The organism is Streptomyces sp. NPDC007084 (genome assembly GCF_040703595.1).
GTDB lineage: Bacteria > Actinomycetota > Actinomycetes > Streptomycetales > Streptomycetaceae > Streptomyces.
Genome location: NZ_JBEYFY010000057.1, coordinates 19,873 through 45,241 on the forward strand (window position 1 = coordinate 19,873; position 25,369 = coordinate 45,241).

The 25,369-nt window shown below is 71.4% G+C and carries 26 protein-coding genes; 15 read left to right on the forward strand and 11 right to left on the reverse strand.

Going from position 1 to position 25,369, the window contains the following annotated elements; all coding sequences use genetic code 11:
• Positions 1 to 26: 26 nt before the first annotated feature.
• Positions 27 to 935, reverse strand: a complete 909-nt coding sequence (locus AB0912_RS29905; protein ID WP_366705284.1) for an NmrA/HSCARG family protein — start codon at positions 933 to 935, stop codon at positions 27 to 29.
• Between the two features lie 104 nt (positions 936 to 1,039).
• Here AB0912_RS29905 and AB0912_RS29910 point away from each other — a divergent pair, with 104 nt between their 5' ends.
• Positions 1,040 to 1,600, forward strand: coding sequence for a TetR/AcrR family transcriptional regulator (locus AB0912_RS29910; RefSeq protein ID WP_366705286.1), 561 nt, complete (start codon positions 1,040 to 1,042; stop codon positions 1,598 to 1,600).
• A gap of 105 nt (positions 1,601 to 1,705) precedes the next feature.
• Here the strand turns inward: AB0912_RS29910 and AB0912_RS29915 are convergent, their stop codons facing one another.
• Complete coding sequence (locus tag AB0912_RS29915; protein WP_366705288.1) at positions 1,706 to 2,542, reverse strand: helix-turn-helix transcriptional regulator; 837 nt, start codon at positions 2,540 to 2,542, stop codon at positions 1,706 to 1,708.
• A 113-nt stretch (positions 2,543 to 2,655) separates the two neighbouring features.
• Here AB0912_RS29915 and AB0912_RS29920 point away from each other — a divergent pair, with 113 nt between their 5' ends.
• From AB0912_RS29920 to AB0912_RS29930, 3 genes are all read left to right on the forward strand, one after another.
• Complete coding sequence (locus tag AB0912_RS29920) at positions 2,656 to 3,252, forward strand: NAD(P)H-dependent oxidoreductase (RefSeq protein ID WP_366705290.1); 597 nt, start codon at positions 2,656 to 2,658, stop codon at positions 3,250 to 3,252.
• Positions 3,253 to 3,526: 274 nt separating this feature from the next.
• On the forward strand, positions 3,527 to 5,134 hold the full coding sequence (locus AB0912_RS29925) for a hypothetical protein (protein WP_366705292.1): 1,608 nt from the start codon (positions 3,527 to 3,529) through the stop codon (positions 5,132 to 5,134).
• Between the two features lie 61 nt (positions 5,135 to 5,195).
• Positions 5,196 to 5,921: an SDR family oxidoreductase gene (locus tag AB0912_RS29930; RefSeq protein ID WP_366705294.1), complete on the forward strand. Its 726-nt coding sequence runs from the start codon at positions 5,196 to 5,198 to the stop codon at positions 5,919 to 5,921.
• 133 nt (positions 5,922 to 6,054) lie between these two features.
• On the opposite strand, the gene AB0912_RS29935 is transcribed toward AB0912_RS29930, so the two are convergent.
• Positions 6,055 to 7,017: a zinc-binding dehydrogenase gene (locus AB0912_RS29935; RefSeq protein WP_366705296.1), complete on the reverse strand. Its 963-nt coding sequence runs from the start codon at positions 7,015 to 7,017 to the stop codon at positions 6,055 to 6,057.
• A 243-nt stretch (positions 7,018 to 7,260) separates the two neighbouring features.
• Between AB0912_RS29935 and AB0912_RS29940 the strand changes: the two genes are divergently transcribed.
• On the forward strand, positions 7,261 to 7,905 hold the full coding sequence (locus AB0912_RS29940; protein ID WP_366705298.1) for a TetR family transcriptional regulator: 645 nt from the start codon (positions 7,261 to 7,263) through the stop codon (positions 7,903 to 7,905).
• Positions 7,906 to 8,015: 110 nt separating this feature from the next.
• The gene (locus AB0912_RS29945) at positions 8,016 to 9,503 is read left to right on the forward strand and encodes an Hsp70 family protein (protein WP_366705300.1); all 1,488 of its coding nucleotides are present in this window, start codon (positions 8,016 to 8,018) and stop codon (positions 9,501 to 9,503) included.
• 145 nt (positions 9,504 to 9,648) lie between these two features.
• On the opposite strand, the gene AB0912_RS29950 is transcribed toward AB0912_RS29945, so the two are convergent.
• Positions 9,649 to 10,320, reverse strand: a complete 672-nt coding sequence (locus AB0912_RS29950) for a response regulator transcription factor (RefSeq protein ID WP_366705335.1) — start codon at positions 10,318 to 10,320, stop codon at positions 9,649 to 9,651.
• A gap of 4 nt (positions 10,321 to 10,324) precedes the next feature.
• Positions 10,325 to 11,479 carry a HAMP domain-containing sensor histidine kinase gene (locus tag AB0912_RS29955; RefSeq protein ID WP_366705302.1) on the reverse strand — a complete coding sequence of 385 codons (1,155 nt, stop codon included), beginning with the start codon at positions 11,477 to 11,479 and terminating at the stop codon, positions 10,325 to 10,327.
• A 111-nt stretch (positions 11,480 to 11,590) separates the two neighbouring features.
• Between AB0912_RS29955 and AB0912_RS29960 the strand changes: the two genes are divergently transcribed.
• Together AB0912_RS29960 and AB0912_RS29965 are read left to right on the forward strand one after the other, a co-directional pair.
• Positions 11,591 to 13,111: a hypothetical protein gene (locus AB0912_RS29960; protein ID WP_366705304.1), complete on the forward strand. Its 1,521-nt coding sequence runs from the start codon at positions 11,591 to 11,593 to the stop codon at positions 13,109 to 13,111.
• A gap of 125 nt (positions 13,112 to 13,236) precedes the next feature.
• A complete protein-coding gene (locus tag AB0912_RS29965) occupies positions 13,237 to 13,581 on the forward strand; it encodes a hypothetical protein (protein ID WP_366705305.1) in 345 nt (114 codons plus the stop codon).
• Here AB0912_RS29965 and AB0912_RS29970 read toward each other — a convergent pair.
• On the reverse strand, positions 13,556 to 14,650 hold the full coding sequence (locus AB0912_RS29970) for an AI-2E family transporter (RefSeq protein ID WP_366705307.1): 1,095 nt from the start codon (positions 14,648 to 14,650) through the stop codon (positions 13,556 to 13,558). The two genes, AB0912_RS29965 and AB0912_RS29970, sit on opposite strands and share 26 nt — an antisense overlap.
• 192 nt (positions 14,651 to 14,842) lie before the next feature.
• Between AB0912_RS29970 and AB0912_RS29975 the strand changes: the two genes are divergently transcribed.
• Entirely contained in the window at positions 14,843 to 15,238 is a 396-nt protein-coding gene (locus AB0912_RS29975; protein WP_366705309.1) for a hypothetical protein, read from the forward strand.
• A gap of 165 nt (positions 15,239 to 15,403) precedes the next feature.
• Here the strand turns inward: AB0912_RS29975 and AB0912_RS29980 are convergent, their stop codons facing one another.
• The gene (locus AB0912_RS29980; protein WP_366705311.1) at positions 15,404 to 16,123 is read right to left on the reverse strand and encodes a DUF4142 domain-containing protein; all 720 of its coding nucleotides are present in this window, start codon (positions 16,121 to 16,123) and stop codon (positions 15,404 to 15,406) included.
• Between the two features lie 238 nt (positions 16,124 to 16,361).
• Positions 16,362 to 17,885, reverse strand: coding sequence for an MFS transporter (locus AB0912_RS29985; RefSeq protein ID WP_366705313.1), 1,524 nt, complete (start codon positions 17,883 to 17,885; stop codon positions 16,362 to 16,364).
• A gap of 125 nt (positions 17,886 to 18,010) precedes the next feature.
• Here AB0912_RS29985 and AB0912_RS29990 point away from each other — a divergent pair, with 125 nt between their 5' ends.
• A complete protein-coding gene (locus AB0912_RS29990) occupies positions 18,011 to 18,499 on the forward strand; it encodes a MarR family winged helix-turn-helix transcriptional regulator (protein WP_366705315.1) in 489 nt (162 codons plus the stop codon).
• A gap of 184 nt (positions 18,500 to 18,683) precedes the next feature.
• On the opposite strand, the gene AB0912_RS29995 is transcribed toward AB0912_RS29990, so the two are convergent.
• Positions 18,684 to 19,247, reverse strand: coding sequence for a GNAT family N-acetyltransferase (locus tag AB0912_RS29995; protein WP_366705317.1), 564 nt, complete (start codon positions 19,245 to 19,247; stop codon positions 18,684 to 18,686).
• Positions 19,248 to 19,520: 273 nt separating this feature from the next.
• On the opposite strand from AB0912_RS29995, the gene AB0912_RS30000 reads away from it, so the two are divergent.
• Positions 19,521 to 20,243, forward strand: a complete 723-nt coding sequence (locus AB0912_RS30000; protein ID WP_366705319.1) for an alpha/beta hydrolase — start codon at positions 19,521 to 19,523, stop codon at positions 20,241 to 20,243.
• A gap of 222 nt (positions 20,244 to 20,465) precedes the next feature.
• On the forward strand, positions 20,466 to 21,620 hold the full coding sequence (locus AB0912_RS30005) for an FAD-dependent oxidoreductase (RefSeq protein WP_366705321.1): 1,155 nt from the start codon (positions 20,466 to 20,468) through the stop codon (positions 21,618 to 21,620).
• A 107-nt stretch (positions 21,621 to 21,727) separates the two neighbouring features.
• Here the strand turns inward: AB0912_RS30005 and AB0912_RS30010 are convergent, their stop codons facing one another.
• Both AB0912_RS30010 and AB0912_RS30015 read right to left on the reverse strand, forming a co-directional pair.
• Entirely contained in the window at positions 21,728 to 22,312 is a 585-nt protein-coding gene (locus AB0912_RS30010) for a GNAT family N-acetyltransferase (protein WP_366705323.1), read from the reverse strand.
• A gap of 229 nt (positions 22,313 to 22,541) precedes the next feature.
• The gene (locus tag AB0912_RS30015) at positions 22,542 to 23,120 is read right to left on the reverse strand and encodes a TetR/AcrR family transcriptional regulator (RefSeq protein WP_366705325.1); all 579 of its coding nucleotides are present in this window, start codon (positions 23,118 to 23,120) and stop codon (positions 22,542 to 22,544) included.
• A gap of 90 nt (positions 23,121 to 23,210) precedes the next feature.
• Between AB0912_RS30015 and AB0912_RS30020 the strand changes: the two genes are divergently transcribed.
• From AB0912_RS30020 to AB0912_RS30030, 3 genes are all read left to right on the forward strand, one after another.
• On the forward strand, positions 23,211 to 23,657 hold the full coding sequence (locus tag AB0912_RS30020) for a DUF1772 domain-containing protein (protein ID WP_366705327.1): 447 nt from the start codon (positions 23,211 to 23,213) through the stop codon (positions 23,655 to 23,657).
• A gap of 432 nt (positions 23,658 to 24,089) precedes the next feature.
• On the forward strand, positions 24,090 to 24,827 hold the full coding sequence (locus AB0912_RS30025; RefSeq protein ID WP_366705329.1) for a helix-turn-helix domain-containing protein: 738 nt from the start codon (positions 24,090 to 24,092) through the stop codon (positions 24,825 to 24,827).
• 198 nt (positions 24,828 to 25,025) lie between these two features.
• Positions 25,026 to 25,369, forward strand: a 344-nt coding sequence (locus AB0912_RS30030) for a hypothetical protein (protein WP_366705331.1), incomplete at its 3' end; no start/stop codon positions are given.

The window sequence follows — 25,369 nt, forward strand, 5'->3', positions numbered from 1 at the left end:
AACGCCCGGGCCGGCCGGTACCGGTGTCACCGGCCGTCGCGCAGGTGCTCCCGGGCCCAGTCCTCGAAACGGGTGACGGACAGACCGAGGTCCCGGGCGAACTCGGGGCGGGCCGGCTGGGAGTGCTCGTTGATGTGGGACTGCCCGAAGCCCATGGAGGGCATTCCGGCGGCGGTCGCTTCCGCCTCCGTCATGTCGGGCGCGGTCAGTTCGACGCCCAGAGCACGCGAGAGGACCTGCGCGATCTCCGTCATCGTCAGGAAGTCGCCCGCCAGTTCCAGTTCGACCCGGTGGAAGTCCTCCGGCGCGGCGACGGCCGCGGCTGCCGCCCCGCCGATGTCCTCGACGGCGACCAGGGACAGCCGGGTCGTGGGCTTCAGCAGGCTCACCAGACCGCCTTCGACCCCGCGCGGGAACATGATCTCCGCGGAGGGGCGGAAGTTCTCCATGAAGAAGCCCGGCTTGATGAGCGTCCAGTACGGGAAACCCGCCTCGCGGACCCGGTCCTGGATGCCGGCCTTCGCCGTGTAGTACGGCTCCATCCAGGCCCAGCGCCCCTTGACCCAGCCGACGTGCTGCCCGGCGCCGGACACGGAGGTGTGCACGAACTGCGGGACCCCGGCCTCCCGCGCGGCCCCGATCAGGTTGACGGCCTGCGCGACCTCGCCGTCGAACCCGCGGCCTTCCAGGTCGGGCATCTGCACGGAGAACACGGCGCGCGCGCCCGCCGCCGCCCGGTCCAGGGAGGCACGGTCGTCGAGGTCGCCGGTGACCAGTTCGGCGCCGAGCGCCCCGACGGCCTTCGCCCGCGCGCCGGCGGGGTCGCGGACCAGCGCCCGGACGGGAACCCCCGCCGCGAGCAGAGCGCGCGCGGTGGCGCCGCCCTGCTGACCGGTGGCGCCGACGACGAGTATGGGGGTGGACTCTGCGGTCACGGTGCTCCTCAAGTGAGGGGTGAACGTAAACGGCGGGGCCCGCCGTTTACGTTTCGCGTACGATACGGAGGGCCCCGCCACTTGGCAAGGCCGGAGAGGACGCCATGACGACCCAGCGCGCGGATGCCCGGCGCAACTACGCACGGATCCTCGCGGTGGCCGAGGCGGAGGTCGCCGCACACGGCGCCGACGCCTCCCTGGAACAGATCGCCCGTACCGCGGGCGTCGGATCGGCCACCGTGCGCCGCCACTTCCCCGGCCGCCGGGCCCTGCTGGAGGCGGTGTTCAGCGAGCGGATCGACGCCCTGTGCGCCCGCGCGGTCGGCCTCGCCGACGCCGACGACCCCCGGGCCGCCCTCCTGGACTGGCTGGGGGCGCTCACCGCGTACGCCACCTCCGCGCGCGGCATGGCCGACGCGCTGCTCCAGGACGGGGCGCGGGACGCGGACCACGTCAACGCCTGCGCGGCGCGGCTCGGCGGCGCCGTCGGCCCCCTGCTGCACCGCGCCGCGCAGGCAGGCGCGGTGGCCCCCGAGGTGACCACCGCCGACCTGATCTCACTCGTCACGGGCATCGCACTCGCCACCGAGCACCACCCCGACCCCGCCGCCGAGGCGGACCGGCTCCTCGCCCTGACGGTCCGGGGGATCAGCCCGCAGGACTGAGCGGCACCGGAGGGCGCGCTGCTGAGCGATCCCCGCCGAACCGGCCGAACCGGCCGGACGCGCCGCGAACCGCCGCGCCCGCCACGCGACCGTCCTCGCGGCTTGCTACGAGATCGCCTGGAGGCCGCCGTGGTGTCGGCGCCGCAGCTCGCCGAGCGCGCCCGCCGTCGCGTCGTCCGCGGGCAGGAAGACGACCAACTGCTGCGCGTCCGAGGACAGTTCGAGCGTCTCGCGCAGCAGCCGCAGTTCGTGGCCCGAGGGATGGGCGAGACGGAGCGGGCCGCGCGGCGGAACCAGGTGACGGTGCAGCCGCCGGGTGAAGTCGGGGCCCGCGACGGGCGCGAGTTCCGCCGCGAACCACTCCGAGTTCTCGACGGACGGCGCGAGCCACAGGTCGAAGGCCTGCTCGTCCGCGACCGCCTCCCAGTCCGCGAAGAACGTCCGCGCACGCGGGTCGGTGAACACATACCGGGTGACGTTCGGCGCCTCCGCGTCCAGCAGCCCGGTGCGGCTCGTCACCGCCGCGAAGCCGCTGGTGTGGGCGAGGACGTCACCCAGCCGGTTGGTCACCATCGCGACTCCCGGTTCCAGGAGGCGAAGGGTCTCAAGCACCGGGCCGCGCACCTGCCGACGCGGCGGGGCGGGCCGGGCGTGGGCGGAACACGCGCCGCCGGTGATCTTCGTGAGATACCGCAGGTGCTCGCGTTCCGGCGGGTCGAGGCCGAGCGCGTCGGCGAGCGCGTTCACCACCGGGATCGAGGGATTGCGGTCACGGCCCTGCTCGAGCCGGGTCAGGTACTCGACGCTGATCCCGGCCCGCGCGGCGAGGTCCGAACGGCGCAGCCCCGGCGACCGGCGGCGCCCGTGGTCCGGAAGTCCCAGCGAGGCGGGCTGGATGCTGTCCCGCCTGGCCCGGACGAAATCCCCCAGAGGCGAACCCATGACCCCGAGGATACGACGCGGGGCGCCGCCCACGGACTGCTCAGGGTGGCCCCGCCAGGGCCAGCCTGACCACGGTCTGGCTGGTGTCCGGCCCCGGCACGATCGTGAGGGGCATGGAGAACCCGTACCAGCTCGTGATCATCGTCGGCAGCGTCAGGGAAGGGCGGTTCGGCCCGGTCGTCGCGTCCTGGGCCGCCGAACAGGCGCGGCAGCACGGCGGATTCGACGTCCACCTCGTCGATCTCGCCGACGTGGACATCCCGTTGGAGCTGCCCGCGGCGTCGCCGAAGTACGCCGGTGACGACTACCCGCGCCCGGCCGGGATGCGGCCCCTGACATCCGCGCTGGCGAGCGCCGACGCCTTCCTGCTGGTCACACCCGAGTACAACCACAGCTACCCCGCCTCGCTGAAGGCCGCCGTCGACTGGCACTTCACCCAGTGGGTGGCCAAGCCCGTCGCCTTCGTGAGCTACGGTGGCGCCGCCGGCGGCCGGCACGCGGCCCTCCACCTGGAGAACGTCCTCACCGAACTGCACGCCGTGACGATCCGCGACGGCCTCGCCTTCCCCAACTACTACACGGCCTGGCAGGACGGCCGGCCGCTCGACCCGGCCGCCCCCGCGTACGCCAAGACTCTGCTGGACCAGCTCGCCTGGTGGGCGGCTGCCCTGCGAACGGCCCGTGACACGACGCCCTACCCGACGGGTTGAGCCGGCGGAAACGGCCTACCCGACAGGATGAGCCGGCGGAAACGCCCTGCCCGACAGGATGAGCCGACGGAAACGGCCTACCCGACGGGATGAGCCGGGGGAAAACGGACGCCGCGTGAACGCGGGCGAAATCGCGGCCGTCCGGAGCACAACCATCCCCTGCCGTGACGGGTCGAGTCATCCGGAACAACGCGTGTGTGCGTCGTTCCGGATGACGCGGGTGAGACAGGCGGGACGGGTGAGTGGCATGGCGCGAACAAGGCGATGGAGCCGGGTGACGGCGGTCCTGGCGGCGGTGGCCGGCCTCGGCCTGGCGGCACTGCCCGGCACGGCGCACGCGGCCGACGTGAAGCTGTCGATCGACGCCCAGGACACCTACTACGCCTACCAGTACGGCGAGGGACCACCCGGCGACGGCGACCTGTTCCTCCTCGAACTCAACCTCAGCGCCCCCGACGGCATCAAGCCGCTGGCCAAGAACGTCAAGCTGACCATCGACGCCACGGAACTCGACGGGAAGGCGATCGTCACCGGTGACGGCGGCGCCTGCACCCACAAGGCCTACGTCTACACCTGCGCGTACACCTCGATCGACGGCCAGACCAGCGTCCAGCCCTTCTACATCAAGGGCGCCAAGGGCACGAAGCCCGGCACCTCCGGCGACATCCACTACACCGCCACCTCCACCAACGCCGGAACGGCGACCGCCACGACGCACGCGATCATCGGCGGCCCCAAACTCCTCACCCAACGGGAGAAGGAGGTCACCGGCGTCACCCCCGGCGGCGCCTTCGACATCACGCCCGCCATCGCCAACGCCGGCCCGCTGGCCGCGCCCCAGGGCATCGGCGTGAAGCTGTTCGGCGAGGAAGGCCTGAAGGTCGCCGAGCAGTACAGCAACTGCCACTACCGGCCGATGCCGCAGCCCACCGCGTACTGCACCTTCGACACCCCCATCGAGCCCGGCACGGCCTACGCGTTCGACAAGCCGTGGCACTTCACCACGTCGGACGACCTGATGTACGCCACCGTCGACTACCTCACCTGGCCGCTCGGCAGCGGCAACCCGTGGGAGTACGACAACCCGGGCGACTACACCGTCACGGGCAGCGGACCGGCGCTCGGCCTCAAGCCCGTCCCGGCCTCCGGCTTCCCCGACTTCGGCGGATTCGTCGAGGTGTCCACCACCCAGCGCGCCGACTACCGGGCGATCGGCGGCGAGGTCACCGGCAAGGTGGGCCAGACGGTTCCGGTGACCCTCGGTGTGAAGAACGACGGTCCCGGCTCGATGAACCTCTACAGCCGCCCGGGCCAGGGCTCCGGAACCTACCGCGTCACCCCGCCCGAGGGCACCGTGATCACGAAGATCCCCTTCCCCGGCGAGGAGGACGACCACGCCTGCGGAGCCCCCCTCAAGGGCACCCGCACCTACGAGTGCGAGATCTCCGACATCTTCCCCGCCGGCGACACGAGCGAACTCACCTTCTACGTGCGGATCCAGCAGGCCGTCGCCCACCCGAAGCCCGGCTCCGTCGAGGCCGCCGGCCGCACCGACTTCCCCAACCGCGACGACCACCCGCAGAACGACTCCGCGCCCGTCACCCTGAAGATCACCGGCGGCACCTCGACCGCCTCACCGTCGCCCTCGCCCTCCGGCTCGACGTCTGCCTCCCCGTCCGCCTCGGCCTCCCCGAGCACGGGCGCCTCCACCGGCGGCTCCGCGAACGGCGGCGCCGGCACGTCCGGCGGGACGAACCCGCAGGGCGGCTCGATGGCCTCCACCGGAACGGGCTCTCTGCCGTGGATCGGGGCCGCGGCGGTCGCCGCCCTGGGAGCCGGCGCGGCCGGCGTCGCGGTGTCCCGCCGCCGCAGGCACGGCTGACGGCCGGGGCGGCGGGTCCGCCTCTTGGGGGTAAGTTCCTTGGCCGACACGAGGAGTGAGCATGCGTCAGATCGTGGTGACCGGTGGCGGCACCGGCATCGGCCGGGCCATCGCCGAGGCCTTCGCCGAGCGAGGCGACCAGGTGGTGATCACCGGACGCCGCAAGGAGGCCCTGGAGGAGACCGCCGAGCGACTCGGCGCGAGCGTGCGCCCCATCGCCTTCGACGCGAGCGATCCCGAGCAGGTCGAGGCCGCCCTCGACAGCCTGCCCGCGCGGGTGGACGTGCTGGTCAACAACGCCGGCGGCAACACCGACATCGGCGCCGGGACACCGTCCGGGCTGGCCGGAGTGGCGGCGGCCTGGCGCGCCAACCTCGACGCCAACGTGCTGTCCGCGGTCCTGGTCACCACCGCGCTGCGCCCCCGGCTGGCGGCGGGGGGAGCGGTGGTGAGCGTGAGTTCCATCGCGGCGCACCGCGGCGGCTCCGGCTCCTACGGATCGGCCAAAGCCGCCGTCGAGGCCTGGAACCTCACGATCGCCCAGGAACTCGGCAAGGACCGGATCACCGCCAACATCGTCGCCCCGGGCTACATCGAGTCCACCGAGTTCTTCCGGGACGGCATGACCCCCGAGCGCCGGGCCGCCCTGCTCGCCCAGACGGCCAACGGGCGGGCCGGCACTCCCCAGGACATCGCCGGCACCGTCCTGTTCCTCGCCTCACCCGCCGCCTCGCACATCACCGGACAGACCCTGCACGTCAACGGCGGCGCCCTGGCCGGCCGCTGAACGACCGGCCCGTGGACCCGCGGTGTGTGGCCCACGACGTCAGGCCCCACGGTGTCAGACCTTCGGCACCCGGGCCTTGACGTCAGGCCTTCGCCGTCAGGGTCTGCGGCATCCGGGCCTACGGCATCCGGGTCTACGGCGTCAGCACGATCCTGCCGAAGACCTCGCCCGCGTCCATCTTCCGGTGTGCCGACTCGGCTCGCTCCAGGGGCAGTACCTCGTGCACCACCGTCTCGATCTCGCCGCGAGCGGCCCCGGCGAACTGCTCGGCGCGCACGGCTCGCCGGTCGGCCGGGGGAACGGTGGCCGCGCTGAACGCTCCGAAGGACAGCGACCTTCGGAACGCCGCCATGATCTTCATGCCGAAGTCCGCGGGCGGCTGACCCGCCACAGCGCCCACGGCCACCATCCGCCCGTTCGGGTTGAGCCGGTCGAAGAACGACGGCATGTGCGCACCGGCCACCACGTCGATGATGACGTCATAACCGGCGGGAGCGTCCGCGCCGCCCTCGCCCGAGCGCTCCAGCACATGGGTCGCGCCGAGGCCGCGCAGCCGCTCGCCGCGCCCGGCCGACGAGGTCGTGACCGCCACCGCCGAGGCACCGGCACGAGCCGCCAACTGCACGGCCGTGATCCCGATGCTGCCGGCCGCCCCGCGCACCAACACCGTCTCCCCGGGCGTGAACCGGGCGCGGCGCAGCCCGAAGTGGGCCACCACGCCGGAACTCCCGAGCGTCACCGCGTCGATCGCGGACAGGCCGCTGGGCAGGGGGAGGATCTCCCCGACCGGCGCGACGGCCTGCTCGACATAGCCTCCGCCGGTCCCGGTGAACGCCCACACGTGCCGGCCGATCCACGACGCGTCGACGCCGTCACCGACCGCGGTCACGGTGCCCGCCACCTCACCACCCGGGATATGGCCCTCCGTGAAGCCGTAGGCGGCCAGTGCCCCGCTGCGGATCACGGCGTCGACGCCACCGACGCCCACCGCCTCGACAGCGATCAGCACCTGCCCGGCGGCGGGCGCCGGCACCGGCAGGTCGACGACGGCCAGACCGTCAGGGGCGCCGTACGTCTGGATCACGATTGCCTTCAACGTCGTCTCCACGTTCTGTTCTCGGACCGCACGAGGGCGGTCCTGCTCCGTACCGGCGGCGGGCGGCCGGGCGCCGCCGACGGCCGCGGTGATCGGCGGGGCCGGCGGTAGGCCGGGGGCCGGCGACCGGACGGGGGTCGGCGATGACCCCGGCGAACGGTCGGGTGCCGACGGGGTTCCCGGTGAGCGCCCACGTCCCGGACGCTAACGGACGCCCCCGTCCGTTTACGTAAAGTGAGAGCGGTGACCGATCATTTGCCTCGCACCCCGCGTTCCGACGCGCTGGACAACCGCGAACGCATCCTCGACGCCGCCCGGGCGCTGTTCTCCGCCGACGGACTGGACGTACCGATGCGCGAGATCGCCCGGCGCGCGGGCGTCGGACCCGCCACCCTGTACCGGCACTTCCCGACCAAGCAGACGCTCGTCGCCGACGCCTTCGCGGAGCAGTTGCGTGCCTGCCGTGCCATCGTCGACGAGGGCTGCGCGGACCCTGATCCGTGGCGCGGCCTGTGCCTGGTCATCGAGAAGATCTGCGAACTGCACGCCCGGGACCGGGGTTTCACCGAAGCCTTCCTGGCGGCCTTCCCCGGCGTCGCGGATGTCGCGGCGGGCCGCGAGTACACGGTGCGGGCGGTCGCCGGACTGGCCCGGCGAGCCAAGGAAACCGGGCGCCTGCGGGCCGACTTCGTCTTGGACGACCTGATCCTCGTCCTCATGGCCAACAAGGGGATTCACGGCGCCTCCCCCGCCACCCAGGTCAAGGCCTCCCGGCGCTTCGCGGGGCTGGTGATCCAGGCGTTCGAAGCCTGCCCGCACCACACCCCGCTCCCGCACGTCAAAGAGGGCATTATCCAGCCGAGCGGGGGAGGGCGTGCCCGGTACTGACGGAAACGCTCTCCACGGTCGGGGCTCGGCTAAGTTCGACACGGTCACCCCAAGTAGTTGATCGACTACGTGGGGTCGCTTCCGTCTGCCGGCCATGGAAGGACTTTCCCTTGACGCGTCCGATCGGTATCAGCCTCGGTACCTTCGCCTCGGCGGTCTGTGTGCTCGAAGGCGGTGAGCCTGTGGTGGTGGTGAACGCCGAGGGCTCCGTCAGCACCCCGTCGGCCGTCTGCTTCGCACCGGACGGCCGGGTGCTCGTCGGTGAGCCCGCCGTGGAACAGGCGGCCGAGCAGCCCCGGCGCACCGCGTTCTCCGCCGCACGCCACCTCGGCAACCCCCGGTGGCGCTTCCCCCGTTCCGGAGACGTCGACGGCAGGACCTACACCGCCCGGGAGGTCGCCGCGCGGATCCTGCGCAAGCTCAAGCGGGACACCGAGGCGCGTCTGGGCGGGACGATCACCGACGTGATCCTCAGTGTGCCGGGCATCGCTGGCGACGCCCACCGGCAGGCCCTCATCGAAGCCGCCCGGATCGCCGGTCTGAACGTCCTGCGGCTCGTCAACGCCCCCACCGCCGCCGGCCTGGTCGCCGCCAGGAAATCCGCGGCGGCGCGAACGGTGGTGGCCGTCAACCTGGACGGCGGCAGCCTCGACGTCAGCGTGCAGGAACTCACCACCGACGGCGTCGAGGTCCGGGCCACCACCGGCGACACCACCTTGGGCGGCGAGGACTGGGCCGAGCGGATCCTCGGCCACCTGGCCGCGGAGTTCAGGCGGGACCACGGCATCAACCTCACCCAGGACCCGGCGACCGAGGTGCCGTTGTTCCAAGCGGCGCGGTCGGCCATGGCCGACCTGTCGGTCAGCGAGACGACGACGATCGCTCTGCCGGGCATCGTCTCCGGCCCCGCGGGCCCTCTGGACCTGAAGCGGACGCTGACCCGCGCCGCCTTCGGGCGACTGACCGACGACCTTGCCGTCCGTTGCCGTCAACTCGTCCACCAAGCACTGAAGAACGCCGCTGTGAGCGCCGCGGACGTCAACGACGTACTGCTCGTCGGCGACGCGGTCCGAGTGCCGTTCCTCGGCGACCTCGTCTCCGAAGTCACCGGCAAACCAACGCGCGTGGACCCGCACCCCGAGACCATCGCCGCGGCGGGCGCGGCGCTGCTGGCGGGTCTCCTGTCCGAGGGGAACGACGGGACGGTGCTCGACGTGACCCCGTACTCCGTCGGCATCGAGACCCGTGGCGACATCATGACCAGGCTGTTCGAACGCGACACGACGATCCCGGCCCGCAGGGTCGAGAGCTTCACCACCGGCGACGACGACGAGCCCGAAATCAGCATCCACGTGCTCCAGGGCGAGGCCGGCGTCGCAAGCCACAACACGACGGTGTGCAGGGTGCGTCTGACCGACATCAAGCCCGCCCCCCGAGGCGTCCCGCAGATCGAAGTCACCTTCGCCCTCGACGCCAACGGTGTCGTCCAGCTCACCGCCAAGGACCTCGGCACCGGCAAGCCGCAGCCCTTCGAAGTGATCACCGGCTCGGCCCTGCCCCCGGCCGAACTCGACCGCCTGATCTGCGAGGCACACTGACCCGTGCGCGACGGCGACGGCCGGGGCGACCACCGCGGCCTCCGCCGGCCGGCCGCTACCTCGGTCCCCGTCGGTCAGCGGCTTCCCTCGGCCCCCCGTCGGTCGGCCGGCCCTCGATCCCTCGGTCAGCCTCTCCGTGGGCCCGTCAGCCGATCGGAGGATCGGCGATCCGGTAACCCACCCCGGATGTGGTCGTGATGGCCGGCGGGCCGCCCAGTTTGCGGCGCAGGCGGCTGATGGTGACCGTCACGGTGTTGGTGAAGGGATCGGCGTGCTCGTCCCACACCTGCTCCAACAGCTCCTCCGCGCTGAGGAATCCGGGGCTGGCGCGCAGCAGCGCCTCCAGGACACCGAACTCCTTGACGGACAGGTCGAGCGCACGTCCGTCACGGAGCGCGGTCCGCCGCACCGGGTCGAGTTCGAGACCGGCGGCGCGCAGCGCGCGCCCCCGGGCGGCCGGCCTGCGACGCGCCAGCGACCGGACGCGCAGGACCAACTCCGGGAAGTGGAACGGCTTCGCGAGGTAGTCGTCGGCACCGAGCGTGAGCCCGCTGACCCGGTCGCCTGCCTCCCCGGCCGCGGTCAGCATCAGCACCATCGCGCGCTCGTCCCGCTCGGTGATCATCTGGCAGAGCGTGTCGCCGTGGACGCCGGGCAGGTCGCGGTCGAGGACCACCACGTCGTACGCGTTCCGGTCGAGTTTGGCGGCGCCGTCGAGACCGTCGTACGCGATGTCGACGGCCATGCCCTGGTCCCGCAGCCCCTCGGCGACGACCTCGGCGAGAGCGCGCGCGTCCTCCACGACCAGAACCCGCACCATGTCACGCCTCCGGACCGGTCGCCGACAGCACCACCGCCACCCGCAAGCCACCCTCCGGCCGGGCCACCAGGCCGAGTCGACCGCCGTGTGCCGCCACGATCGCCGCGACGATCGACAGTCCGAGACCGGAACTCCCCTCCGGTCCCGTCCGGTCGGCGCCCAGCCGCTCGAACGGCCGGGTCAGCCGGTCCACTTGACCCTGGTCGAGAACGCGCCCACCGGTCTCGACGGCGAACCGCGCCTCGGTCTGGCTCTGTTCGGTGCGCATCCTGATCCAGCCGCCCACCTCGTTGTGCGTGATCGCGTTGTCGACCATGTTCTCCACCATCCGCGACAGCAGCGCCGGACTGCCCCGCGTCCAGGTGTCCGGACCGGTCTCGTCCACGACGACGGTCAGCGACTTCGCGGCGATGTCGTCGGCCCGGGCGGCCAGCGCAGCACGCGCCGACTCGCCCAGCGACACGGCAGTCTGATCGGCGAGAGGTCCGTGCTGTGCTCGCGCGAGCACGAGAAGACCTTCCAACAGGCTTTCCAAACGGTCGAGTTCGGCCCGTATGCGTCCGGCGAGCGCGAGGGTCTGGGGGGCGGGTTCCGGTTTGGCGACGGCGACGTCCAGCGAGGCCCGCATGGTCGCCAGCGGAGTGCGCAGCTCGTGCGAGGCGTTCCCGACGAACCGGCGCTGCGCGGCGAAGGAGGCTTCGAGGCGCTCCAGCAGACCGTCGACCGTGTCCGCCAGCTCCTTGACCTCGTCCACGGGTCCGTCCACGGCGAGCCGCTGATGCAGGTTCTCCGCCGTGATCCGCCGGGTCGCCGCCGTGATCAGCCGCAACGGGCGCAGCACCCGGCCGGCAAGGACCCTGCCGAGCACGAGAGAGACACCCGCCATCACCGCCAGCGCGACCAGCGAGCCGACCAGCAACCGGCGGCTCTGCAGCGCGTGCACGGCCGAGAGCCGGCTCTCCAGATCCCGGATGTGCCGCTGGGCCGTGGCGGCATCGAGCGGACCGGTCACGGGCTGCTGCGGGGCGGCGCGGGTCACCCTGCCACCGGACACCACATAGGTCAGCGCGAGCAGCAGGACTCCGCACCCGAGGAACCCGGCGGCGTACAGGATCGTGAACCGCCGTCCGACGGTTCCGTTCCACAGCTTGGCCATGTCCCTCCCCGCTCGGGCTCCTGGAGGACACAGCATGCACCGCCGCGCCTAACAGCGTCATAACAGGGACGGTTCGGACCACGTTAGGGGCCCGTCCGTAGAACCGGAGTCATGCCCACAACCACAGAACTGCTCCGTCGGGAGTGGACCGAATTCCGCCGCCCGGGCCGCTTGGCCGCCCTGACCGCCGCCGCCCTGGCCGTCATCGGCCTCGGCCTGCTCTTCGCCTTCGGCAACCACGCGTCCTGCGACGGCCCCTGCCCGGCCGAACCGACCGGCCCCGACGGCACCCTCGTCGACGACCACTTCACCTTCGCCCACCGCGACCTGGGCGAGCACGGCGGCATCACGGCCCGGCTGACATCCATGACCGGCACCATCACCTACCCACCGCCGCACCACGACCGGATCGTCCCGGGCCTCGTACCCTGGGCGAAGGCCGGCGTCATCATCAAGGACGGCCTTCACCAGGGCTCCTCCTACGCGGCGTTGCTGCTCTCCGGCAAGCACGGCGTGCGCATGCAGTACGACTACACCCACGACCTCGCGGGCCGGCCCGGCGGGGTCTTCGCCGGCTCACCACGCTGGCTGCGGCTGACGAGGTCGGGCGACACCGTCACCGGGTACGAGTCCGCCGACGGCCACCGTTGGGACACGGTCGGCACCGCGCACCTGCCCGGGCTGTCCAGGACCGTGCAGGTCGGCCTGTTCGCCACCTCGCCCGGCGATCTGACGCTGCGCCGTGTCGGCCTCGGCGGCGCCACGGAAGAGGTGCGCTTCACCCAGGTCTCCGGTGTCTTCGACCACATCACCGTCAAGGGAGGTGGCTTTGGCGGGAGTTGGCGCAAGGACGCGCTCGGCCCGGTGAACACCACCGACTGGGAGAAGTACCACACGCCGTCCGCCGTGGTGGAGAAGGGCGGCACGATCACGGTCACCGGCACCGGTGACATCGGACCCGGAAGCACCGAGGGCGGCGGCCGTCCCATGGAGCGCACCCTCGGCGGCCTGCCCCTCGCCCTCGTCATCGTGCTCGTGGTCGCCGTGCGGTTCGCCGCCTCCGGACAGCACGACGACCGACCGGTCGGCCGCCGGGCGCTCACGGCGAAGGCCGCCGTCGTCGGGACCGTCACCTTCGTGACCGGACTGCTCGCCACGGCCATCGTGATCCCGGTCGGCGTGGCCGTCCTGAAGGGCAACGGCGTCTCCGTCACCGGGGCGACGACGCTCACCGGAGTGCGGGTCGTCGTCGGGACGGCCGCCGTCCTCGCGCTCGCCGCCGTCCTCGCCTTCGCCCTCGCCACCCTCCTCCGGCGCACCCGGCTCGCGATCCTCGTCACCGTCCTGACCATCGCCCTCCCGTACGCCGTGACGTCCTTCCCGCTGCTCCCCGACACCCTCTCGCGCGGGCTGCTGCGGATCACCCCGGCCGCCGGCTTCGCCACCCAGCAGACACTCGTCGCCTACCAGCAGGTCACCGCCCACTACGCGCCCTCGGCCGGCTACTTCCCGCTCCCGTGGTGGGCCGGGATCGCCGTGCTCTGCGCGTATGCGGCCGCTTTTCTGGGACTCGCCCTGAGCCGACTGCCGCGCGGCGACAAGACGGCCGCACAACCGGTGGCCTGGCGGTGACCGCATCCGCCGCCGCGGACAGGCGTGTTGAGCATCCCGTACGGCCGTTCTGAGTACGGGTACTCAAGGCACCGCGGCTCTCCGGCGGCGAGGGTAGGGGCACACCGAGCGACTGGAGAAAAACCATGTATGCGTCCTGGACGAACCGACGCCCCGCATCCGCCCGCCGAACCGGACGGCTTCGCGTCGTCGCGGCGGCCCTCGTGAGCGTCGCCGCGGCCGGAGCGCTCACCGGATGCGCCGACTTCGGCTACCAGGAGGACATCTGCGGCCACGGCGAGTACCCCGCCCTCGCCGTCGGCGGTACGGGATCGGCCTGCTTCAAGAACAGCGAAAAGCCCTCGGCGGGATACACCCGCTACCCCGCCGGCAAGGTGCCGAAGCAGGTCGACGACAAGTGGGACGTCTACTGGCGCACCCACACCGTCGACAAGGACGGCACCATCATCCCTGCTCCGAAGGAGAACTGACCTCCGGCACCTCGGCGAGCTGCTCGCGCAGATAGTTCCAGACCACCGCGACGAGCGCCGCCGCCGGTACGGCGAGCAGGCTGCCGACCACACCCGCCAGGCTGCCGCCGAGGGTCACCGCCAGCAGCACCACCGCGGCGTGCAGCCCGAGGCCACGGCTCTGGATCATCGGCTGGAAGACATTGCCCTCCAGTTGCTGCACCACGAGGATGATCGCCAGCACGATCAGCGCGTCGGTCAGGCCGTTCGACACCAACGCGATGAGCACCGCGACGAATCCCGCGAAGACCGCGCCCACGATCGGCACGAACGCGGTCACGAAGGTGAGCACGGCCAGCGGGAGAACCAGCGGAACGCCCAGGATCCACAGGCCGGCGCCGATGAGCACGGCGTCGAGCAGACCGACGAGGGCCTGGGAACGGACGAAGGAGCCCAGGGTGTCCCAGCTGCGTTCCGCGACCGTCGGAACGTCCGTGGCCAGCCGCCCGGGGAGCTGGCGGGTCAGCCAGGGCAGGAAGCGCGGCCCGTCCTTGAGGAAGAAGAACATCAGGAACAGCGCCAGGACGGCGGTGACCAGACCGTTCAAGACCGTGCTCACCCCCGTGACCAGGGCGGTGACCACGCTGCCGACGCTGTTCTGGATCCGGGTGATCGTGGCGTCCGTGGCATCCGAGATCTGCTTGTCGCCGATGTTCAGGGGCGGACCCGAGGCCCATTCCCGCACCTTGTGAATGCCCTGCACCACCCCGTCGGTGAGGTCCCCGGTCTGGGACGCCACCGGCACCGCGATCAGCGCGACGACGCCCAGGGCCACGACGAGGAACACGACGGTCACGGCGGACGCGGCCAGCGCGGGAGGCCAGCCGCGCCGACGCAGAAAGCTCGCGAAAGGCCAGGTCAACGTGGTGAGGAACAGCGCCACGACCAACGGCCAGACCACGGACCACATCTGCCCCACGATCCAGAGGCCCACCCAGGCCATCAGGAGGACCAGCAGCATTTCGGCCGACAGACGCGCGGACGTCCGCAACGCGGCACGGGTTCTCGTGGAACTCAACGGGGCAGTCATGGCGTCACCCTATGGGGCCACGGCGCGTGCTCCGCCCGGCCTGCGGTCAGGGCGCCCGCGCCGCCGTCACCGGCGTCGACAGGCCGCCCGGGGCCGTCACATCGCAGCCGGGCGGCCACCGGCCGTTCCAGACACGGAAGTTCGGGTACTCGGCGGGAACGACAGAACCGACGGACAAGCTTGGAGAGCGCCATGGCGAAGACGAAGGCATCCGGCACCACGCACCCGAAGGCCGCCTCGGCGGCGGGCCGGGCCGCGAAGGGTGGCACGTCGAAGAGCAGCAGGACGGCCGCCGCGAGCGCACTGTCGCAGACCTCCGGCAAGGGGGGATCGGCCTCCGCCAAGAGCACCAAGTCCGGACCGGCCTCCGCAGCGGGCAAGACCGTGGGCGCCAAGAAGCGCTCGAAGTCCGAGAAGAGCGCGGCAGCCAGTGCCCTGGCCCAGTCGCCGGGCACGCCGTCGCGCCGGCCCGGCAAGAAGATCCTCACCGCCGCCGCCAAGGTCCTGGCCGACAAGAAGTCGACCAAGGCGCAGCGGTCCGACGCCGCGAGCACCCTCGCCCAGGCCGCGGCACACGCGCTGAAGTAACGCGGACGGACCTGTCCGCGGACGCAAGGCGTGCGGACGTGCCGATGGAAGTGCCCGCGGACGCGTCCGCGAAGCGGGCGACCGTGTTCCGGCGGCGGCGACGACATCGCCGCCGCCGGTCGTCCTTCCCGGGAACTACGGCGTCAGACAGGCCCTATGCGGCCCCTAACCGCCGTTCGCCGCAGGTCCGTTGACAGCGGCGTTCAGATCCAGCGGTGTGGACGTCGGGTTGGGCGGCGGATTGAGGACGACCTGAGGCTGACCCGGCTCCGGGTTCGGCGGAGTCATGTCGGCCTTCGGCAGTTTGGGCGGCGTCGTCTGGTTGAAGACCGTCGTGTCGAAGTCGATCAGGCCGGTCTTCTCCATCACGGTGATGTGATCGAGGACCGTGTTGTTCGCCTGATCGGCCAGCGCGCGGATCAAGGTGTTCTTGGTGGTCGAACGGACCTTGGCGATCGTGTTGAAGATCGAACCATGGGTCATCCGCAGGATGTTGGCGAAGTCGACGTCGAACTGCCGCCCCGACTCCCCCTGAAGCTGGGACACGAACCCGACCTGCTGAGGGCTCGCCACATTGGGCAGCGTGATGTTCAGCATCGGGGCGATCTTGCGGCAGCTGACGTCCAGCGCGGCGTGCCCGTCGACGAGATGCCGGCTCGCCGTCCTGACGGCCTTGCTCTGCCCCTTCTGCAGTCCGATCAGCCCGAGCGGATGCTCCCACAGCCCGGCCGCCCGCACCTTGACCACGAAGTCCCGTTCGCCCTCGGTCAGCGGCCCCCACTGCGTGTTGGCGATGACCCGGTCGGTCGAGGTCGACACGGTGTCCAGGCCGAGCATCGCCGGATACGCGAGAGCGGCGAGGGTCAAAGTGAGAGCACCGCCCACAAAAAGTGTCCCGATCACATTCCGCGAACGCTGCACCGTTCCTCCTGCCCGTTGGATGTCCGTCGACCTCGTGTCACCCCTGGTGGGGCGGACGACGAGGAGTACGCACGGGAGCGCGCCGGTACTCAGCGGACGGCGAGGCAATTCATGAACGGGCGGCAAAAACGGCGCCGGCGGGGGAGTGACCCCGCCGGCGCCGCGTGACGGGACCGGATGCGTCCGGGCCCGCGCTCCTCGTCTAGTGCGCGGCGTTGGGCGCGGCGGGGGCACCGTGGGCGACGGGCTTGGCGTTCACCAGGAAGGCCGCGGACAACGCCGCGAGCACCATGGCGCCGACCGCGTACCAGATGGCGTGGGTGTAGCCGTGCACCACACCGGCGGCCACGACCTGCGCCTTGCGGGACGGGTCGGTGAGGTGGCTGCCGATGTACGTGGTCGTCGCGGAGGTGGCGATGGTGTTGAGCAAAGCCGTGCCCAGCGAACCGCCCACCTGCTGCGAGGTGTTGACCATGGCCGAGGTGACACCGGCGTCCTGCGGGCGCACGCCCTGGGTCGCGGTGGAGAACACGGGCATGAACGTGAGACCCATGCCGAGACCCAGGATGAGTTCGGCGGGCAGCACGTGCGTCGTGTACGCCGAGTCGACGCCGAGCTGGGTCAGGATGAGCAGACCGCAGGCGGCCAGGATCATGCCGGGGACCATGAGGGCGCGGGCCGGGATACGGGACAGCAGCCGGGCGGAGATCTGCGTCGCGCCGATGATGATCGCGGCCGACATCGGCAGGAACGCCAGACCGGTCCTGACGGGGGAGTAGCCGAGGATGCCCTGCAGGTAGTAGGTCATGAACAGGAACAGACCGAACATGCCGATCGTGGCGAAGCCCATGGTCAGGAAGCAGCCGGCCCGGTTGCGGTCGCGCAGGATCCGCAGCGGCAGCAGCGGCGACTTGGCGCGGGACTGCCACAGCACGAACAGGGCCAGGAGCAGTACACCGCCCACCAGGAGCGAGACGACCATCGAGTCGCCCCAGCCGCGCGGCTCGGCCTCGGAGAAGCCGTAGACGATGGCGATGAGGCCGCCGCAGCCGAGGATCACGCCGGGCACGTCGAGCCGCACGTCCTTGTGGCCGGGGCGGTCGTGCAGCAGGACGACGGCACCGATGACGGCGATCACGGCGATGGGGATGTTGACGTACAGGCACCAGCGCCAGTTCAGGTACGAGGTGAGGATGCCGCCGAGCAGGAGGCCCACCGCGCCGCCCGCACCGGCCAGCGCGCCGTAGATGCCGAACGCCTTGCCGCGCTCGCGCGGGTCGGTGAAGGTCGTCGTCATCAGCGACAGGGCCGACGGGGCGAGCAGGGCGCCGAACACGCCCTGCGCGGCGCGGGCGGCGAAGAGCATGCCGGAGCCCGTCGCGGCACCGCCGACCGCGGAGGCGACGGCGAAGCCGATGAGGCCGACGATGAAGGAGCGCTTGCGGCCGACGAGGTCGGCGACCCGGCCGCCGAGCAGCAGCAGACCGCCGAAGGCGAGGGTGTAGGCCGTGATGACCCACTGGCGGTTGCCGTCGGACATGCCGAGGTCGTGCTGTGCCGAGGGCAGGGCGATGTTCACGATGGTCGCGTCCAGGACCACCATGAGCTGGGCCAGGGCGATGACGACCAGGCCCCACCAGCGGCGGGGGTCGGCCGCCTCGGCCGGGGCGGAGGCGTGCGGGCCCGGTGCCGTCCGGGTGGCGCCGGAGGATATGGAGTCACTCATGTCGAGGACGTCGCTTCCTTGCTGAGGTGTGCGCCGCGCGCGGCGGCGTGAGGGGCGGGTGCGGGTGTGCAGCACCACGAATAGTCAGTATCGCTGATTATCAGAAGCAGGATACGCTACCCGGCATGACGGACGACGCCGAACTGTCCGACCTCCTCACGCTGCGGCTGGGGTACCTGGTCAAGAACGCCTACCTCGACCTCGCGGCCCTGATGGCGAGGGCGCTGGAGCCGTACGGTGTCCATCCGAAGGAACTGGGCGTGCTCTCGGTGATCGCGGCGGACGGCGCGGAACGCTCGCAGAACGAGCTGGCCTCGGCGGTCGGCATGGACCGTACGACGATGGTGGCCGTCATCGACGACCTCGAGGGCCGCGGCCTGGTGGAACGCCACCGCAGCGCGCGGGACCGACGCCGGAACGTGGTGACCCTCACGGAGGCGGGCGCGGTCTGTCTGCGGGACGCGGAGCGGGCGAGGACGGAGGCGGAGGAGGCCTACCTCGCTCCGCTGGACGCGGAGGCCGCACAGGCCCTGAGCGAGACCCTGCGCATCCTCCACCGCGCCCACGGCGCGGCGCGGAGCGCCCCCGCGCACTGGCCGGCGCCCGCCGGCTAGTCGGCGGGCACCTGACGCGACCGGCCCGGGCCCGGCACTCGGGAACGCCGGGCGGGAAGCGGGTGACGCCGGACGGGAAGTCGCCGACGCACGCGGGGAAGCCGGGGACTGGGGCTGTCGGTCGGCGAGTGCCCGGCGGACGGCGGTGGGACAGCCCAACGCTCGGGGGCCCTCGCCGCGCGGCTCAATGTCCTTGCCACTGTCCCTTGGTGATCTCGTACCGCACGCCGCCGTGCTGGGAACCCTCGACCCTCTGCATGTCGGGGGGAGTGGGGATGGTTTCCACGAGGGTCATGCCGAGCTTCTCCATGACGCGGCGCGAACCCTTGTTCACGACCATCGTCTCGGCCCAGACCCTGCGCAGTCCGAGACCGGCGAACGCCTTGCCGAGCAAGGCCCGCGACCCTTCGGTGGCGTAGCCCTTGCCCCAGGCCGGCTGTCGCAGCCGGTAGCCGAGTTCGGCCTCGTCCAGGGGGCCGTCCGGTTCGGGTCGCAGGAAGAACCAGCCGATGAACGCGCCCCCGTCCTCCTCCTGCGCCGCGAACAGCCCCAGATCGCCGCCCCATCTGTCGTAGCCGGCGATGATGTTGGGCAGGTGTCGCTCGCGGATGGTCTCCGGCGCGGTGGGGCTGCCGCCGCTCAGATAGCGCATGACGGCGGGATCGCCGTCCAGTTCGACGAGCAGATCGGCGTCGTCGGCCGTGAAGCGGCGCAGGACCAGGCGCTCGGTCTCCAGGTAGGTGTCCATGCGGTGGATCATGTCGGTCGCCGGATGGACGGTTCAACGGGATTGTTCAACGGAATGGTCGGGGCGGGGGTACGGCATCCGGCCGCGCGAGCCCGCGGGAAAACCCGTTGGCGGCTGGTGACGGCCGCTGTTAGCCTCCCCGAGGCCGTGCAGGAGGACGAGGAGGTGGTACCCGTGAACTCGGTTTCGACATGGGTGCTCCCCTGCGGGGTCATGGTCGGGCGGTAGGTCGCCCGGGAGCGCCGTTCACGAGCACTCCCGGAAGGTACGACCATGCGCTTCACCTCCGAACGACGCCTCGATGACGGCGTCCTGGAACGCGAGTTCACTCTTGGAGAGATCCCGGGCACCCTGTGGGCGCCTGATTCCGCCGCACCCCTGCCGTTGATCCTGACGGCCCACAACAACGGCCTGCCGAGGAGGGAGCCGCGGCTGGTGGCACGGGCGCGGCAGTCCGCGGCGTGCGGCTACGCGGTGGCGAGCATCGATGCCGCCGGGTGCGGCGACCGTCCCCGGTCCGCCGCCGACGAGCGGGCCCGCGCCGAACTTCGCCGGGCGATGCGGGCGGGTGAGCCGGTCGATGAGATCTTCGAGTCGTTCATCGGCCCCCTGGTGGAGAAGGCGGCCCCGGAGTGGCGGACCGCTCTGGACGCCCTTCTCGCGCTGCCGGAGATCGGCGGGCCGGTCGGATACTCGGGCTGGACTGCCGTCGGTATCCGGTTGGCGGTGACCGAGCCGCGTATCGCTGCCGCCACTTTGTTCGCCGGGGGTTATGTGCCACGCGCCCAGCGCGAGGAGGCTCGCCGCGTCACTGCTCCGCTGCTGCTCCTCCTGCAGTGGGACGACGAAGGCAATCCGCGGGAGCGGGCGTTGGACCTGTTCGACGCTTTCGGCACGAGGGAGAAGACGCTGCACGCCAATCTGGGCGGGCATACCGGCACGCCGTGGTTCGAGGCGGAGGACGGGAACCGGTTCTTCGACCGGCATCTGAAGTGAGCCCCGGGGGCCGGTCCGCCGTCGCCGGTAGGCGGTAGGCGGCGGACGCGGAGGTCCGGCTGCCCCGGCCGACCGGTACCGCGATCCCGGCGGTTCCGGTCGGCCGGGCGGGGGCGGGCCGATCCGCAGGTGTTCGGCGGTTGTGTCGGTCGTATTGCGTGTTGTGCGATTGAGGGGGCCACAGGGTGGTGTGGCCCGGGATGATGGGCTTATGCGCGCTGGATGTGGCGTGTGTGTACCTGCCACGAAAGGCCGCCACCTGTGTCTGCACGTCGTGTTGTCGTCATCGGGGGTGGCGTCATGGGTTCTGCGGCGGCCTGGCGCCTGGCCGGGCGCGGTGACGAGGTCACCCTGCTGGAGCGTTTCTGGCCGGGCCACGACCGTGGGAGTTCCCACGGGACGTCACGTATTTTCCGCCTGGCGTACGCCGATCCCTTCTACGTCGATCTCGCTGTGCGGGCGCTGCCGTTGTGGCGGGAGGCGGAGGAGGTGACGGGCCGTCGGGTCCTGACGCTCACGGGTGCTGTCGATCATGGTCCGAGCGCCGTCATCGAAGCGCTGCGTGAGGCGCTGAGCCGTGCGGGACGTCCGGCCGAGCGTCTCGCGCCGGAGCAGGTCGCGGAGCGCTGGCCCGGCCTCCGCGCCGATACGAGTGCCTTGTTCCACCCGGAGGCGGGGCGGCTGCATGCGGATGAGGCGGTTGCCGCGTTCCAGCAGGCGGCGCGCGATCGCGGGGCCAGGGTCCGGCATGGTGCGCGCGTCACCGGGCTGTCGCTTCAGGGGGAGGGGGCGGCTGTGCGGGTCGAGGGCGAGGACGAACTGCGTGCGGACGCGGTGGTGGTGGCCGCCGGGAGCTGGACGGCGAGCCTGTTGACGGGCGACCGGGGGCCCCTGCGTCGCCTGCCGGCGTTGCGGGTCACGCAGGAGCAGCCGGTGCATTTCCCGGCTGGTGACGCGTTGTCGTGGCCGAGTTTCATCCACCATCCGGGTGCGGCTTTGCCGGCTGCCGGCCGCACGGTGGACGGGGTGTACGGGCTCGGAAGCGTCGACGGTGTGAAGGCGGGCTTCCACGGCATCGGCCCGGTGGCCGACCCCGATCACCGTGACCGTACTCCCGATCCTGGCACGGTCGCGGCCCTGGCGGCCTACGCGGAACGCTGGCTGCCGGGCGTGCGGCACACCGCACCCGACCCCCTCACCTGCCTCTACACGACCACGGTTCAGCGTGATTTCATCGCTGACCGGCAGGGTCCTGTCACGGTGCTGGGCGGTTGCTCCGGTCATGCGTTCAAGTTCGCCCCGGTGCTGGGTGAACTGGCCGCCGCTCTCGTCCACGGAAGCCCGGGCCCGGACCGTTTCACGCTCAACCGCCCCTGATTCAGGCCGCTTTGGGCCGACTCGCCCGCCTCCCTCCGCTCCCCGCCCCACGGTCCCCCTCATGCTCCGCGGGGAGGGTCGGAGGGAATGCGTCTCTGCTTCTGACGTCAGTCGGAGGCGGTGGTGGTGTTCTCTCGGCCGGGGGTGGTGGGGGTGTGTATGCCGAGCCATTGTTCGGTTCCCCATGCGTGGAAGCGTTCCACTTCGCGGAATCCGAGTTGTGCGGCGAGGCGCATGGAGGGGGCGTTGGCGGTCTGGGTGGTGAGGATGGCGGGTTCGCCGGGAAGGGTGTGGGCGAGCCAGCCGAGTGCGGCGGTGCAGGCCTCAAGGGCGTATCCGAACCCCCAGGACTGTGGCAGGAACAGGTAACCGAGATCGGCCTTCCCCGCGGCGGCCGGTCTGCGGTGTCCGTTTGCTCTCCTGAGGAGGATGTGCCCGATCATCGTTCCGTCGAGGTCGACGACGAGGCTTCCGGGCCACTGTTCCGGCGTAGCGGGCAGCTCGCGTTCGAGTTCACGGCGGGGCCGTGGGCCGCCGAGGTAGGTGTGCACCTGCGGTGAGGCGAGCAGGTCGATGAAGGCGGGGCGGTCGCGGGGTTGGGGTGGGCGTAGTACGAGCCGGTGGGTGGTGATGGGGGCGGGCGGCCACAGGATGGGGCCGAGTCCGGTCGGGGCGGGTCCGCGCGGGGTCATGCCGGCCAGCCAATCAGCGGGCGGGATGCACGATCAAGAGTCCGGGTCGGTCACACTCCGGCCGGACACCTTCAGTTGGCGGCCCTCGGGCCGGATGTGCCGGTCGGGGTCACCACCCGGCCGGTCGCCCTCTGGCCGCCCGCCCTCGGTCGGTCAGCCTCCTTCCGGTCCCGCCCTGCTGGGGTTTGTGGGTTGGTGGTGTGTTCGGTGGCCCGGTCCCGGCTGGTGGTCAGATGACGGTAAGCCGCGCCACGAGCAGGTCCACCCTGCGTTCGGCGTCCCCTGGCGGCAGTCGTCCGGCGCGGGTGAGGGTGGCGAGTCCGTGGAGGGCGGCCCAGAAGACTTCGGTGAACAGTGCGGGGTCGACTCCGTCGCCGGCGACCTCACCGAGGTTTTCCATCAGTGCGGTGAAGCCGTCTTTGAGGGGCTGGGGGGTGTCTTCCTCGGCGAAGGCCAGGCCGGCATCGAGGCGGAACATGGCGTCGTAGACGGCGGGGTTGTGCTCGGCGAAGTGGAGATAGGCGCGGGCGAGGGCGGTGACGCGGGCCCGGGAGCTGTCGATGCCGGAGGCGGCGGTTCGTAGTGCGTGGGCCATTTCCGTGGCGCCTTGCAGGGCGACGGCGCCGATGATCTCGCGTTTGCCGCGGAAGTGGCTGTAGAGGACGGGCTGGCTGTACTCGATGCGTTCGGCGAGCCGGCGGGTGGTGACGGCGTCCCACCCCTGGTGCTCGGCGAGTTCGCGGGCGGTGGCCACGATGAGGCGCTCTCGTTCGGCCCGCTCGCGCTCTTTGCGTTCCTGTACCGACATACTCCGACCCTAGCACCGCTAGACAAGCGAGCGACAGTAGGTCTAGCGTTGACTCATCAGCTAGCAATGCTAGATACCGGAGGGGTCGTCATGCTCAACGCACTTGAGGTCTTCACCACCGTGGCCGTCGGCGTGATGGTGGGGGTGGAGTTCTCCGTCGCGTTCGTCATCAACCCGATCTTGAACGGCCTGCCGGGCGACAACGGTCTGCGGGGCCGTGTTCACGGGGCCCGCATGCTGGGCGCGGTGATGCCGTTCTGGTACATAGGCTCGCTCGTCCTTGCCGCGGTGTGGTCGGTCGCCGGGTGGGATGAGGGGGGTGCGGGCCTGGTCGTCGCCGGGGCGGGGCTGCTGATCGTCAGCGTGGTCATGTCGATCCTGCTGCTCGTGCCGATCAACAACCGGGTCAAGACGTGGACGGCCGATGGGCTGCCGGAGGACTGGAAACAGCAGATGGGCCGCTGGGACCGTTTCCACTACGTGCGGGTCGCCGTCCTCATCGCCGCCTTCACCCTGCTGGTCGCGGCCCTCGTGTGAACCCGGGGTGTACGACCGGACAGGCGTCCCGGCCCGCTGCTGTCCTCACCTGGAGGACAGCGGCGGGTTGTTGGTGTCGCTGGGGGTTCGGCTGGCGTTTGGGGTGGGTGTCTGTAGCGTGTTCGGTTGCTGGGAAAGCAACGCTGAATACAGTCGGGGACACCGACGAGTGGCATCGGGTGCCTGGCGGGTGAGTGGCCCCGGCGCTCGGTGGGGGAGTGGGGGGCAGGTGGCGGTACCGGCGCGGCAGTGCCGGCGTGGGGGTGCCGGCGTGGGGTGTGGGCGTGGGGCGTGGGCGTGGCGGCACGGGACTCGCCCGCAATGCGACGCTTCTCCTCTACCCCTGTTGCAATGGGCTGGAGGTGGCGGCTAGGGTCCGGCGCGTCTCGCGTCGCAGCTCAGGGGGCGCATGTTGTGTTGGGGGTGGTTGGGGTGCCGGGTGGCAGGCTGAGTCAGGAGGAGCGGCGGCGGATTGCGTTGGGGTTGGCGGAGGGTGTTGCCTATGCGGAGATCGCGCGTCGTCTGGGCCGTCCGACGTCTACGGTGACGCGGGAGGTGATGCGGAACGGCGGACCGATCTCCTACCGTGCCGATGTAGCCCACCGGGCCGCCGAACACCGTGCTCGCCGCCGCAAGGGGGCCGCTGTCCGGAATGCGAAGTCACCCCAGCCGGTGCAGGGGGGTCGGGTGGAGGCGCTGCGGGAGTACGAGGAGGTGCTCACGACGGTGTTCATGGCGTCCGGGGCGCCGAGGATGATGTCCAGGGTGATGGCCTGCCTCACCCTGACCGACTCCGGTAGCCTCACCGCCGCAGAACTCGCGCGGCGCCTCCAGGTCAGTCCGGCCTCCGTTTCCAAGGCGGTCGCGTTTTTGGAAGGTCAGGGTCTGGTCCGCCGGGAGCGGGGTGAGGGCCGCCGGGAGCGTTACGTCGTCGATGACGATGTCTGGTACCAGTCGATGATGGCCAGTGCCCGTTCCACGGCCCGGATCGTGGAGACCGCCCGCCAGGGCGTGGACGTCGTCGGTCCAGGGACACCGGCCGCCGTCCGGCTGGAGAGCATCGCCCGTTTCCTCGACTACGTCTCCGAAAGCCTGGCCCGCGCCGCGGAACAGGCCCGCGAGGTCCTTTACACGAAGCCCGCCCCGGCCCCGGATGACCCGGCCGTTTGAGCCGCGGGGGTCCGGCGTGGAGTGCCTTGCCGCGGGGCTGTGGTGGTGGGGGGCTGGTCGAGGTGGCGCGGGTTTTTGTGCCGGTGGGTGGGGTTGTTGATTTGGTTGATTCGCTCCGGGGTGGCCGTTGTCCGGGGGGCCTGCTTGGGCCGAGTTCTGGGGTGGCTGGGTCCGCACCGGCCGACACTGATGCGGGCTATGACCGGTTCGAACTGGGTGCGGTTTGAAGTGGGTGCGGTCGTTGATGTTTGCGGCAGTGATCGTCTGGGCGGGTGGCCGGCCGTGCCGGTTGTAGGCGGGGTGGGTTTTCGTGGTCGGTCCGCTGCGGGGTTGGCCGGTCGTCTCGCCTGGTCGGTGCCCCTCTTTTTTCGGGGTCCGGTCGCGTGCGGGATCAACCGGCTCAAGCGCAACCGGGCGGTCGCCACCCGGTTCGACAAACTCGCCGTAGGCCGTGGCGAGGGCGGCCTCCGTGTCGGCGTCCGCGAACACCAGATGCGGCGTTTTCCCGCCCAGCTCCAGCCCCACCCTCTTGAACCGGGACG